The sequence below is a fragment of the Ferruginibacter sp. genome, assembly GCF_031430955.1.
Lineage (GTDB): Bacteria > Bacteroidota > Bacteroidia > Chitinophagales > Chitinophagaceae > Ferruginibacter.
Window position 1 is genome coordinate 1 of sequence record NZ_JANPCM010000558.1, and the last position, 14,118, is coordinate 14,118.

General features: G+C 38.1%; 7 protein-coding genes. 1 reads left to right on the plus strand and 6 read right to left on the minus strand.

From position 1 onward, the window contains the following. The 5 genes from ACY65O_RS15945 to ACY65O_RS15965 all read right to left on the minus strand — a co-directional run. Positions 1-837, minus strand: an 837-nt coding sequence (locus ACY65O_RS15945) for a P-type ATPase (RefSeq protein WP_462221854.1), incomplete at its 3' end; no start/stop codon positions are given. A gap of 287 nt (positions 838-1,124) precedes the next feature. Then, positions 1,125-2,966 carry a heavy metal translocating P-type ATPase gene (locus ACY65O_RS15950; RefSeq protein WP_462221855.1) on the minus strand — a complete coding sequence of 614 codons (1,842 nt, stop codon included), beginning with the start codon at positions 2,964-2,966 and terminating at the stop codon, positions 1,125-1,127. A gap of 59 nt (positions 2,967-3,025) precedes the next feature. Beyond that, entirely contained in the window at positions 3,026-4,315 is a 1,290-nt protein-coding gene (locus ACY65O_RS15955; protein WP_462221856.1) for an efflux RND transporter periplasmic adaptor subunit, read from the minus strand. 10 nt (positions 4,316-4,325) lie between these two features. Continuing rightward, entirely contained in the window at positions 4,326-8,645 is a 4,320-nt protein-coding gene (locus tag ACY65O_RS15960; RefSeq protein WP_462221857.1) for a CusA/CzcA family heavy metal efflux RND transporter, read from the minus strand. 72 nt (positions 8,646-8,717) lie between these two features. Further along, a complete protein-coding gene (locus ACY65O_RS15965) occupies positions 8,718-9,029 on the minus strand; it encodes a DUF6660 family protein (RefSeq protein WP_462221858.1) in 312 nt (103 codons plus the stop codon). A 290-nt stretch (positions 9,030-9,319) separates the two neighbouring features. Here ACY65O_RS15965 and ACY65O_RS15970 point away from each other — a divergent pair, with 290 nt between their 5' ends. Next, on the plus strand, positions 9,320-9,478 hold the full coding sequence (locus ACY65O_RS15970; protein ID WP_462221859.1) for a hypothetical protein: 159 nt from the start codon (positions 9,320-9,322) through the stop codon (positions 9,476-9,478). 325 nt (positions 9,479-9,803) lie between these two features. Here ACY65O_RS15970 and ACY65O_RS15975 read toward each other — a convergent pair whose 3' ends face one another. After that, on the minus strand, positions 9,804-13,562 hold the full coding sequence (locus ACY65O_RS15975) for a DEAD/DEAH box helicase (protein ID WP_462221860.1): 3,759 nt from the start codon (positions 13,560-13,562) through the stop codon (positions 9,804-9,806). Between the last annotated feature and the right edge of the window lie 556 nt (positions 13,563-14,118).

Genomic DNA, 14,118 nt, shown 5'->3' on the forward strand with positions numbered 1-14,118 from the left:
CTTAAAAAGAGATTTTACTTTTATCTCAGAAACTTTATCAAGGTTGATCATTCCCGCAAGTACTTGTTCACCTTTTCTTTTTGTATCGGGTTTACTTTCGCCGGTAAGTGCAGCGGTATTGAAGGATGCAGTATCTGAAATTAATTCACCATCCAAACCTAATTTCTCTCCTGATTTCAATTGAACAATATCACCAATTTTTGCAGCCTCAGCTTTGATTACTTTTGGCTGGTTGTTTTCTAAAATCGTTACTTCATCGGGCCGCTGGTCGAGCAATGATTTAATATTTGCTTTTGCTCTTTTTACTGCTAATGTTTGAAACACTTCGCCTACGGCATAAAACAACATTACCGCCACGCCTTCAGGGAATTCTCCAATGGAAAATGCTCCAATGGTGGCAATCGCCATCAATAAAAACTCTGAAAATATTTCTCCTTTGTGGATGCTTTCAAAGGCTTCTTTTATAACAGGGAAACCTACAGGAATATAAGCTACAACATACCATGCAATGCGTATCCAGTCTTTGAACCATTCAGGTTTAAAGTAATTGTCTAATGCAATTGCAACAAGCAATAAAACCAAACTGATAACGGAAGGCATAAACATTTGCAAAGTGGTTTGGTTACCACCAGAATGGTCGTGTCCGTCTTCATCGCTGTGTTCTTCGTGGTTGTGTCCATCACCTTTAGCATGTTTAATAACAGGTTCATCAGTGGCACAACAACTCACTTCTTTATGCTCCCTTTTTAATTGCTTATCAGCAATAAGATTTATTTTTTCTTCCTGGGTGCAACAAAGTTGTTTACCGTTTTTGTCGTACTTGTGTTGATGTGTCATATTTATCTTTTAAAAACTATACATAAAAAAAGGTTGCAGCTATTTCTAACTGCAACCTTTTTACATTAATTGTGTATTTACTGTTGTTATGCGTTCAAAGCACTTACCATTCCTAAAACGGAAGCAAGCATCAGTACACATTTCCAGCAATTGAGTCTGTTCATTTTTATTTATTTTATGAATGTAAAAATACATGCTATTTCGTTTTGGTTTTGTTAATAATTAATGCCAGATTATCCTGCATTTTCGTTGATTGCAATGCGGGACATTTGTGCCATCCGTATTATCTATTTAATTTTTATCCGCAACAATTTTATTGAATTAATAAAGACCAATGTATCCGGAAGCAAGTGTATTGCTGCTGCCTGCACCGGGCCAATTATTCTTAATAAAACAAGTGTAATGCCAATTACATGCACCACACCTACGCCTACAATAATATTTTCTTTAATGGTACGAAAGGCTCTTTTACTGATAACCCTTGCCCTTGCAATTTTTTCTAATTTATCCTGCATCAACACAATATCTGCGGCTTCCATTGCAGCCTGTGTACCCATTGCACCCATTGCAATTCCAATGTTAGCCTGCACCAATGCTGGTGCATCATTTATACCATCACCAACCATGGCTACTTTATCTCCTTTACCCTGTAGCTCCTTTACAATGCTTATTTTATCCTCCGGCAATAAATTTGCCCTGAAGTCGGTAATGCCCACCTGTTCGGAAACATGTTTGGCTGTTTCGGGATTATCGCCGGTAAGCATCACAATATTTTTTACACCACTTGCTCTAAGACCGGCAATCATTTCTTTTGCTCCTTCTCGTATGGCATCGGATATAAAAAAAATGCCGGCCAGTTTATTATCTACTGAAAGGTAAATAGCAGTATCCGTAAGATTTTGGGAGCTTGCAGACATGGCAACTTTACTTTCTTCCATGTATAATTTATTGCCAAACAAAACCGCTTTGCCTTCTATTGTTGCTGAAACGCCACGGCCTTTTATCACTGTAAAATTTTCAGGTTCGCCGTAAGTGATTTTTAATTTATCTGCATAGTTTAAAATTGCTTTTGCCAACGGATGGCTGGAACGCCTGTCAACTGCAGCAGCGTACTGTACTAAATTATTTTCATTAAAATTGGTATCAATTATTTCAATGCGGTTTACGGTAGGGCTTCCCACAGTTAAGGTTCCTGTTTTATCAAAAACAATTGTAGTAACCTTGGCCAATTCTTCTAAAAATTTTCCACCTTTTACCAGGATACCTTCCCTTGCTGCACGGGCAATAGCAGCAATGGTAACAAGGGGAGTTGCCAATCCTAATTCTGCCGGCGATGTAAAAATCAGCAATGCAATTACAAGCTTTATATCACGGGTATAAAAATAAACAACGCCAACAAAAATAAATACGACCGGTATAAGCCAGGAAGCAATTTTATCGGTAAATTTTTCAATAGGTGCCTGGCTGTTTTCAGCTTCTTCCACCAAAGTTATTATTCGGGAAAACACCGTATCCTTTCCTGCTTTTGTCATTTCAATATCCAATGCTCCCAGTTCAATAATAGTTCCGGCAAATACATCGCTGCCAATAGTTTTTTCCTGCGGAACACTTTCGCCGGTAATAGGTGCCTGATTTACTGAGCCTGCGCCTGCCGTTACTTTTCCATCCACCGGAATTTTCTCCCCGGCTTTTACCAAAACAATATCGCCAATTTTTAAATCATCTATTTGTACTGTTTCTTCTTTGCCCCCTTTTTTTACGATGGCTGTTTTGGGTACGGTGCCTATCAACTCTTTTATAGATGCCCTTGCTCTTTCGCCGCTTGCACTGGCTATGTATTCGGCAATAAGAATAATCATTAACACCACAGCACCTGCAAGATATTCTTTACCTAATACAGAAATGATAACGGCTATGGTAATAAAAATTTCAGTGCCAATCTTTCGTTCTTTTATTAAATCTGTAGCCGCAACTTTTACCAATGAGTAAAGCCCGAATGCCATGGCAGCAAGCAATACAGGCAAAGGAATAATGGCTACATAAAATAAAAGGCTGGCTATTCCAACTGTTAATATGCGTACAATTTCCCAGAGAAACTGGCGGGAAAAAAATGTTTGTGAAAAGGTCATGATAATTATGATTAAAGAATGAAATGAAAAACTGTCAGCATGGGCCGCATTCTATTTATTTACTCTTCTTCAAGATTGGTCATCTTTGCCGATACAAAAAATGCACCCTTGGTTACAATCTTTGCGCCTTTGGGTATTTCTCTCAGTAATGTTATTTCGGTATAGCCTACATCTGTTGTGCCTTTTGCTACTGGTATCCTTTCAAAAGTTTTCCCGGTTGCTGCTTCAGGTTTTTCGCCTTGCTTATGTTTCAGGGTGTCTTTTGTATTTTGTTGCAGGCTGTCTTTACCATAAGTTTTAAGATGCTCCGATTCGGCATGGTTTTCTGCAAGCACAAAAATATAATCCTGTCCATCTACTGTTACAATAGCTTCGTTGGGTACAGCAGGTACAGTGGTTTGCTCTAAACTTATTACAGCGGTAACATTCATACCGTCAATCAATCCGGCTTTATTACCCTGCACTTTTGCATGAACAGTTACTGCTTTGCTTTCGCCTTCAAAAGATGAACCTAAAGAATATATCTGTGCATCATATTCTTTACCAGGGTTATTGGTAACGGTAAAATGTATCGTCTGGTTATTTTTTAATTTAGGCAAATCTTTTTCATACACAAATAAATCAAGGTGCAACTGGCTGTTGTCTAAAATTTCTGCAACAGCCGTAGTTACATCTACATAGCTTCCCATTTTTACCATCACATTACTAACCACACCACTGATGGGGCTTTTAACCGATAGTACAGAAATTAATTTTCCATTTTGCAATGTAGCAGGATTGATACCCATCAATTGTATCTGCTGTGCATAGGTTGATTTGGCGGTACGTAAAGTTCTTAATTCTGTTTCGGCAGATTGCAGATTTTTTAATGCGCCTGCATTACCTGCATTCAGTTCTTTCTGCCTTTTTACTTCTAACTCTACCAAAGAAATTTTTGCATTTATATTCAGGTATTCGCTTTGCGACTGTATAAAATCAGGATTGGCAATGGTAGCAATGGTTTGCCCTTTACCAACATAATTACCTGGCTGTACCAGCAACGATTTTATAACACCACTGTAAATAGAATTTATACTGGCTTTATTTTGATTGGGCACTTTAAGTACCCCGTTTACTTTAACCGCTGCAGTTAATTGTTTTTGTTCGATGGTGCCAATTTCTACACCGATACTTTTTATTTGCTCATCAGTAAGTGTGGCAGTATTTGGGTTTGCATGTTCATCACCCGTTGCCTCTTCGGGTTTTGCTTCGGCAGATTTTTCTGTTTCAGCATCGGCACTTTTACTCCCGCAAGAAGTAACAAAAACAAGGCTGGCGAAAATCATTATTGTAATTAAAAACTTTGTCATCTTTTATATTTTATTGGTTGATGTAATAATTGTACTGAATAACGGATTGATTATAAACATTCAGGTTCTCTAAATAATTTTTTTGAATTTCGATAGCCTGTGTAAGAAACTGTGACAGTTCGGCAAAACTAATTTCGCCGGCACGGTAAGCTAAAGAGGATGCCTTAATGATTTCATCTGCCTGCCTTAACCCTGCAGATTCATAAAAAGCCAGCATGCTCCGGTTTCTTTCTACTTGCTGCTGCCGTTGTATTTGTTGTGTACTTAACACCTGCATGTTATAATCGTATTGTTTTTGCTGCACTGTCATTTCTGCCTGCGCTACTTTTACTTTGCTGCGGTAAGCTTTGGCACCAAACAAAGGAAATGCTGCTGTTACAGAAAAGCCGGTGAAGGGATCTCTTGCGCCCCACAAATTCTGCGTAAAAAAGCGGCCCGAAAAATCGGGTTTGTTTTCATTTTTTATTACCCCAATTCCTGCGTTGGCAATATTAATGTTTTGCGATTGCAAAGCCAATAAAGGATGAAGGCTGTCTTTTGCAACACCGGGTATAGTTATTTTTTCCAGTGGCATCATCAATGGCAACATCGGTTCTGTTGTGTTGAGCAACTGCATTAATAGCTGCTGCTGAATTTGCACATCGTTACCAATTTGCTGCAGCATGGCCTGCAGTTCTATCATTCTTACAGAAGCGGAAATACTGTCTAAGCCCGGGCTATCGCCGGTTTTTACTTTTAAGATGGCGGCGCTATTTAATGATTTGTACACACTATCCAAGCGGTGAAACAATTGCTGTTTATCCTGCAAATACCAAAGCTGGTAATAAATAGTACGTACATCTCTTTTTATATCTATATCAATTGCGGCAGTATTTTTTTCGTAATACTTTAATTGTTCGCCGTACAAATTTTTCTGTGCTTTGTACAAACCCGGCCATGCAATATTTTGTGATACACCAATTTTTAAAATACCCCTGCTATCGCTTTGCCTCAAATCTTCATTCTCTGCAAAAACACCCGTTTTTTGTAATGCTGTTGCGGTATTGATTTGTGCTTTACCTCTTTCTATCTGCTGTTTATTTATATCATACTGCAAATTGTTTTTAGCCATTTTAATTACTTCGTATACACCTATCCGCTTAGCAATTGGCTGTTGCGCCAATAAACTGGTTGGTGATGTAAGCAAGATAATACCTGCTATAATTATTGCTACAGGTTTTATTTTCACTTTATTTTTTTTAGAAAAGAGGATATACAAACACGGTAATACCACCAGCGTTAATAATGTAGCGGTTATCAACCCGCCAATTACTACCGTGGCCAAAGGTTTTTGTACCTCTGCACCGGCGCCACTTGAAAAAGCCATGGGAATAAAACCTAAAGCTGCAACGGATGCAGTCATTAGCACAGGGCGCAACCTAATTTTTGTTCCTTCCAAAACCCTTTGCATTATATCTTTCATGCCATCTTTTTCCAACTGGTTAAAAGTGCTTATCAAAACGATGCCATTTAATACCGCCACACCAAACAGCGCAATAAAACCAACACCGGCCGAAATACTAAAAGGCATTCCTCTTATCAGCAAAGCAAACACACCACCAATAGCACTCATGGGTATAGCTGTAAAAATTAAGGATGCTTCTTTGAGAGAACTGAAAGTAAAATACAGCATAAAGAAAATAAGCAATAGAGCCAATGGCACAACAATCATTAACCTGGCAGAAGCTTTTTGTAAATTTTCAAATGTACCACCGTAAGTGTAATAATAACCCGGTGGCAATTTTACTTTTGCATTTAATTTTTCCTGTGCTTCTTTTACCACACTGGCCACATCACGGCCACTTACATTAAAGCTTACATAAATCCTGCGCTTACCACTCTCCCGGCTTATTTGTGCCGGACCTGTTTTAAAGGAAACATTTGCTACCTGTGATAATGGAATTTGATTGCCATCACTTAGTGGGATAAATAAATCACTTACATCATCAAGTTTGGTACGGTGTACACTGTCTAACCGCAGCACCAGATCAAACTTTCTTTCATTCTCAAATACAACACCTGCAGCCTGGCCAGCAAAGGCTGTGCTGATAACATGATTTATGTCTTCGATATTTAAACCATAGCCTGCCAACTTTGCCCTATCATACTCAATAGTAATTTGTGGCAACCCATCTACTCTTTCTACCTGCGGTTGTGTAATACCTTCTATCGGTCCTATTACCTTAGCAACTTTTGCAGCATAAGCAACCAGGCTGTCTAAATTTTCTCCAAATATTTTAATAGCCACATCCTGCCGTATGCCGGTCATCAATTCATTAAACCGCATTTGAATGGGCTGGCTTGGTTCGGCTATTACGCCGGGTATAGTGGACAGTTGGTCTCTCATCTTATCAGATAATTCGTAAAAGCCAATTTTTGATTTCCATTCTTTTTTATCCTTGAGTATTACCATTAAATCGGATGCTTCGGGAGGCATTGGGTCTGTAGCAACATCTCCTGCGCCTGTTTTACCCACTACCATTTTTACTTCCTGAAATTTCATCAACATCCGTTCCGCCATCATTACCGTTTCGGTTGTTTGCGATAGTGATGAACCTTGCGGCAATACAAACTCAATGGCATAATCACCTTCTTCCAGCGTAGGGATAAATTCGCCCCCCATGTTTTTAAAAATAAAAATTGATATAATCAATAATGCCACAGCAATAGATACTACAACATATTTTATTTTGAGTGCCCCTCTTAAAAGCGGTGCATATCCACGTTGAAAAAAGACCATCATCTTATCAGAAAAATTTCTTTTATGGTTTGTATTTTTAGAAAGAAACAATGCACTCATCATGGGGATGTAAGTGAGCGATAAAATTAATGCCCCAAAAATTGCAAAGGCTACCGTTTCTGCCATTGGGCGAAACATTTTTCCTTCTACACCCTGCAGCGATAAAATTGGTAAATAAACTATCAGGATAATTATTTGCCCGAATGCTGCAGAACTCATCATTTTTTTTGCACTGCCTTCCACCGCTTCATCCATGTGGCTTTGTGTAAGCCTGCCTGCAATTTTTTTGGCACCAATATAATGCAATGTGGCTTCTACAATAATTACTGCACCATCTACAATCAAACCAAAATCTATTGCACCCAAACTCATCAGGTTGGCACTTACGCCAAACAAATTCATTAAGGCCAATGCAAATAATAATGATAAAGGAATAGCAGATGCTACTATCAATCCGGCACGAAGATTTCCTAAAAATAAAACCAGCACCAGCAATACAATTAATGCGCCTTCAATCAAATTAGTTTTTACAGTATTGATGGCACGGTCAATTAAATTTGTACGGTCTAAAAATGCTTCTATCGCCACATCATCCGGTAATGATTTTTGCACTGTTATCATCCGTTCTTTTACAAGCTCTACTACCGATGCACTGTTGGCGCCTTTCATCATCATTACAATTCCACCCACTACTTCTTTTTCTCCATTATAAGTCATAGCTCCATAACGAGGCGGTGAGCCAAACTGAACCGTTGCAACATCTTTTATCAGCACCGGTACATTACTTTGTTTTTTGATAACTATATTTTCAATATCAGCAAATGTTTTTACCAACCCCACACCTCTAATAAAATAAGCATTGGGTTTTCTATCTATGTACGCACCGCCTGTGTTTTCATTATTTTTTTGGAGTGCTACAAATACCTCTGGTAGTGTTACATTCATAGCTTTTAGCCTTTCGGGACTTACAGCCACTTCGTATTGTTTACTGATGCCACCAAAACCTGATACTTCGGCCACACCTGCAATACCCGTTAACTGGCGGCCTACTATCCAGTCCTGCATGGTACGCAATTCCATGGCTGAATATTTATCTTCGCTCCCTTTTTTTGGGTGGATAACATACTGATAAATTTCTCCCAGCCCGGTGGTAACAGGCCCCATCTCCGGATTGCCCAATCCTTTGGGAATTTCTTCTACCGCAATTTTTAGCTTTTCAGCTATCAGTTGCCGGGCAAAATAAATGTTCATGTCTTCCTTAAAAACTACGGTTATTACACTTAACCCAAAACGTGAAAATGAACGCATCTCCTCAATGCCCTGCACATTAGACAATGCTCTTTCTACCGGGGAGGTAATAAACTGTTCTACCTCCTGCGCTGCTAATGTTGGTGCCTGTGTTATAACAACCACCTGGTTATTGGTTACATCGGGCAATGCATCTACGGGTAATTTTGAGGCACTCCATACGCCCCAAATAATAAGTGCCAGCGTCATTACACCAATGATGAGTTTATTTTTGATACTGAAATGAATGATTTTATTTAACATAGTTAACCTTACAATAAATGAATTAATATATCTGCCTGCAAAGACAAACATTTAGAAGAGAAGATAAAAAGGCTACACTAATTTTGGCGGTTGCCAGATATTACCCAAAAAATGAGCAGGGATGGAGATATTATTATAATGAGTTTGCCCCTTTTGCTGTACTAAGGGTTTTGCAATTGTAAGCTTGTTATTAAAGTTGGACACGATAGTTTGTCCGCAGCAAACACAACTGCAAAATGGGTTGCAGGCTTCGTTTTCTTGCTGGTGTTGCTGGTGGCTGGATGATTGTGTGATTTGGGTTTCTAAATCATTTATACACTCCTCCTTATCACTGCAGGGTATACAGGGCAACAGCAAAATATAAAAAGCAAATAGAAGTGTCAAAAATTTCACCACACAAAAATATAGTATTGCATTTAAGTTTGGATTAAGGGAATGCAATATGTTTCCAACAGTGTTGCATTTATATTCTGCCATTGTTGTTACTCGATAAAAGTGGAAAAGGAGGGAGACACAACACCAGTTTTCTTGATAAAACTGAAAGCAGAATTAATCAAATAACAGAACGAATACAGCAGAAAAAACCTCCGGTTGAGCGGTTTTACTATATTTTATGCCATTTAATACAATATTGTTAATACAGCCCCGTTAAATATATAATAACACATTACTCTATGAATAACTCCAGTCAACAATCATCAACAAACCCTTTAATACAGGTAGTAAAAAATTTTATAGGTAAGCTTCGTCAAAACCCCGATGTTTATCCTATCAGGTATTACAAAAAAGGAAAGCAGTTCAGGCGCAAATGGCAGGGGCCACTTGTAAAATAACCAATTCCTTTCGGAAATTACCGAACCTAATAAATCAGCAAAAACACTCTTGACAGCAGTTGTGTTAAATTGTAATTTTAAAGTTCAAATCCGATAATTATGAAAAATAGTGCAACCACCCAACCGTCTCCATTTGCTTTATTGATAAAATCAATAAGCGTAGTAATCAACAGTTTTTTCCAATCAGGTTCCAACAGGGAATTTAGAAGGCTGAAAGATTTTATTGCTTCTTAAGAAAGATCAATAGTCATTTGCATTAAGTTATTAGGCAGTGCAGCCTGCATTTAGCTTGCTTTTGCTCAATCTCAAAAATGAATGCAAAATTTTAACTGAACAAATATTCCACATCAGACTTACTGAGCGCTTTTACAAAGCTGGCATCATCGGCAATTAATTCACTTGCCAACTTACGTTTGCGTTCCTGCAGTTGTAAAATTTTATCTTCAATAGTGTCAATACAGATCATTCTGTAGGCAAATATGTTTTTTGTTTGTCCGATACGGTGTGTACGGTCAATGGCCTGTTGCTCTACTGCCGGGTTCCACCACGGGTCAACTATGTACACATAATCGGCAGCGGTTAAATTTAAACCCACACCACCGGCTTTTAACGAAATTAAAAATACCCTGCACTCATCATTATTCTGAAAATTCTGTATTGCTTTTTCCCTGTCGGGTGCAGAGGTGCTGCCATCAAAATATTCGAATGGTATGCCTTGTTCGGTTAATGTTTTTCTTATCAACGCCAGCATGCCTAAAAATTGAGAGAACACCAATGCTTTATGTTCGCCAATATTTTCTGTAATCTCCCTGGCCAGTTCATCTAACTTGATAGAATGGTTAGGGTATTTATCTTCTTCATTTAAAATAGCCGGGCTGTCGCATATTTGACGCAGCTTCATTAAGCCCTGCAAAATAGTAAGCTGGCTTTTGTTGATGCCCTGCTGATCAATCTCCCCTAAAATTTTACTGCGGTAACTGTCCCTGTACGCTTCATAAATATCCCGCTGTTCTTTTTCCATTTCGCAAAACAAAATGGTTTCGGTTTTATCGGGCAAATCTTTTGCCACCTGCTCTTTGGTACGGCGTAAAATAAAAGGGTATAATAATTTTCTTAAATGATCTTTTTGTTCCTGCTCGCCAAATTTATCAATGGGTGTTGCAAATTCGTTCCTGAAAAATTCCATGCTGCCCAGCAAACCGGGGTTTAAAAAATTCATCTGTGCAAAAATATCGAACGTATTATTTTGCAATGGTGTACCGCTCATGCACAACCTGTTTTTTGCATTTAGCAAACATGCGGCTTTGGTTACTTTAGAGGAAGGATTTTTTATGGCCTGGCTTTCATCCAAAATAACATAATCAAAATTTATTTTTAAAAACAATTGTATATCGCTCCTTAATGTACCGTACGTGGTAATGATGATATTTTGTTTTTGCAAATCCTCTGCACTGCGGCTGCGTACACTGCCGTGATGAATATGCCAGGTAAGTGTTGGCGTAAATTTATCTACTTCGTTTTTCCAGTTATAAATTAATGTGGTGGGGCAAATTACAATGGCTTTTAATGCACCGGTGGTTGCTTTGTAATGGTGCAGCATGGTTAATGCCTGAATGGTTTTACCCAAACCCATATCATCTGCTAATATTCCGCCCCAGCTTACATCGTTTAAATAACTTAACCATTGAAAACCCGATGTTTGATAAGGCCGTAAAATGGGTTGCAAATGTTCCGGTGCAGCAATTTCAGGGATGTTTTTAAATTCTCTTAAGCGTTCAAATTTTTCATCCAATTCAAAACTTAATTCTGTTTCGTCACGGTTTTCGTACAACTCATCAATAACACTCATGTGGTATTTTGATAAGCGCAGGCGGTTGTTATGATCGTCGCCCACTTTAAATAAAAGCGAATAACGTTTTAACCACTCATCGGGTAAAATACCTAAGCTGCCGTCGCCTAACTGTACAAAAGATTGTTTATTAACCAATGCTTTTTTAATATCATCAATACCCACACGCTGCTGGCCAAATTCAATTTCTACTTTTGCATCAAACCAATCCATACCACTGCTAACGTGTATATGTGTGTTGGGTTTTGCTGTGTTGAACCTGAAATTTTTCAACGCCTCAAATCCATATACCGGCACTTTCATTTCCTTCATTGCATCCACAAATAAAAAGAACCAGTTGTTGCGTAACACATCGGCGCCTTTTAAAACCAAACTGCAGTTATCGTTGGTACGCACAAACATGGTGTGCAGTGCTTCTAATTTTAGAATAAAATTTTCTTCTGCTTCTTTATTGCGGTGAACCACTAAAATTTTATCGCCATCGGGTATAGTAATCGTTTCTTTATCGGTGGCTTTAGTTTCAAAACCCTGGTAAGTATATATAGGTTGAAAGACCAGGTAGTCGCCTTTTTCCTGCAATTGTAATTTTACTTCCGGCTCACCACTTTTAATTTCTCTTATTAAACTTTTATCAAACTCTACATGATACTCTTTGGTTAAAGGCATTATTACCTTCTGCATTTTTTCGGCCCAGTTATCTTTACTTAACTGTATGTTGCCTTCTTTAATAAATTTTTCGGCCTGCAAAACATCTTCGGCTTTTTGCCACAGGTATAAAACTTTATCCTGTAAAAAAACAAGACTGCTGTTGCATTCGTTATCCGAAAAAGGAATTATTTGCGATTGCATTTTTACTGTACAGGCAATTTCAAAGTGATTGTTTTTTGCCAATACTTTAAACACCGGCGAAATAAAATGATCGCTTATCTCTATGTCTTTTAAATTTTCTGTTTTAAAAATTTTTTTCTCCGGCAGTAAAAAAATAAAATTGTTAGCAGCCTGTTCTTCAAATAATTTTTTTAGTTTGGGGATAAGGTATTCTGCAATAAGGCTCTTGGTTTCTTCGGGTAATTCATCGCCTTCTGTTTGTATAATATTTTCCCAAATACCGCTGAAGGGTGAGTTACGGTCGAGGTATTTATTTATTTCGCTGGTTTGCAGTTTGCGTACCTGCTGCAATAATTGTTTATCATCTTCGCTAAATACTTCTGCATTTACAAACTTGGCCAAATCCAGTTTTTCTGTTTTGCCGGTATATTTTTTATTTTCTTCGTCTGCATCTCCCTGTATAGCATCAATTGTAAAATTGGGATAAACTGTTGCGTTGAAATTAAAAACAATGCCCAATTTTTTTTCTGGCTGTTCATTTACTACTTCTTCTTTTTCCGGCTCAGCAACACTTGCAAAAGCTTCGTACGATCTTGTAATGGTTGCGGCAGGTGCAGTAACACGTTTTATAGTAGTGTCTAACACTTTTAAAAAAGGTTTGCCTTCTTTATAAGTAAATTCAAATTTTCCTTTAAGGTCATCATCTAAACTGTAACCGTAAATCTGTAATAATTTATTTTTTTCTTTATCCCAGTTTCTGATGGTATCAAAATAATAAGGGCCATTGCTGTGCAGCAATTGTAAAAACAGCATTACCTTATGTTCGCAAAGCGGATGCTCCTGCTCATCGCATTTGCAGGAAGTATCAAAATTGCGTTCGTCGTTTTTTTGTAATACTAACGGATAAGTTTGGCCGTCGTATTCCAGTTCAGCTTCAACTCTTTCATCTGCTGCTTTTAATATGATTGCTTTTGCTTTAGTCAACATTTCTTCTGCCTGCTCATAAATACCGGGAGATGAAAATAATTTTATCATCTTGATTTCTATGTGCTTCATTTTTGCAACTGTATGCCGCTGGTTGTAGCGCAATGCTGTATTATCCAGCATATTTTTATCAATCATTTCCTGCAGGCGCAATAATGCGGCAGCTTCGTGGCGGCAAATATCTCCCAGGTTGTAAGGGCAGCCGCAACGCACCGAAATGCTTTTAGCATCGGCGTATTTTTGAATATATACTTTGTAAAATGTGCTGTAGCTGTCATCTTTTACCCTAAACACCACGCTGCCCATCAAATGGTCGTGCTCTACCAGCTCCACAAAACCCATGGCCTGAATTTTTTTTCCACGGCGGATCACTTCATCAGAACCATTATTGTAAACATGTTTAATAAGATGGGATAAAGCCATTGACGATTTTGGATTGCCGATTTTGGATTTCAGATTTGATTTGCGGCCTGTTTTGTAAGCCGCCCCGTTCTGAAAAGGGCAATTTGCAAAATTAAAGGAAAATTGCTGAGGTTGCAGCTTAAAATTGAAAGTTTGTGGAGAAAATTATCTAAAAATAAAACTAATCCCTAATAATAACGAAAGTACTGAAATAGTTAAAATTGTCTTTGCTGTACAGGTAATGACTTTTGATTTATCTCTTAGAAAAAAAGAGGAAATTAAAATGCCAAATAGTAATGGTAGCGATGATATTAAGATTGCCCCTCCCACGCCACGTATCTCATAAATATATTTGAATAAGTAATAGCATACACTTAAAATACATCCGCTTACAATCAACCCTGCCAAAATACCCTTTTGCATAATGCTATCCTTTAATTAATTTCCCTTCTTTATAAACCACCAGTACATCGGCCACATCGGGTGTTAAACAAAAATTTATATCTTCTATTAAACCAAAGCGATCTACCAGGCGGTGATAATGGGTGAGGTTGGGTGCAAAACCGGCTAAATCATG

Coding starts and splice junctions, on each gene's coding strand:
- ACY65O_RS15960 (WP_462221857.1), bottom strand. CDS start 8,645: ATGTTAAATAAAATCATTCATTTCAGTATCAAAAATAAACTCATCATT.
- ACY65O_RS15970 (WP_462221859.1), top strand. CDS start 9,320: ATGAATAACTCCAGTCAACAATCATCAACAAACCCTTTAATACAGGTA.
- ACY65O_RS15975 (WP_462221860.1), bottom strand. CDS start 13,562: ATGGCTTTATCCCATCTTATTAAACATGTTTACAATAATGGTTCTGAT.
- ACY65O_RS15955 (WP_462221856.1), bottom strand. CDS start 4,315: ATGACAAAGTTTTTAATTACAATAATGATTTTCGCCAGCCTTGTTTTT.
- ACY65O_RS15950 (WP_462221855.1), bottom strand. CDS start 2,966: ATGACCTTTTCACAAACATTTTTTTCCCGCCAGTTTCTCTGGGAAATT.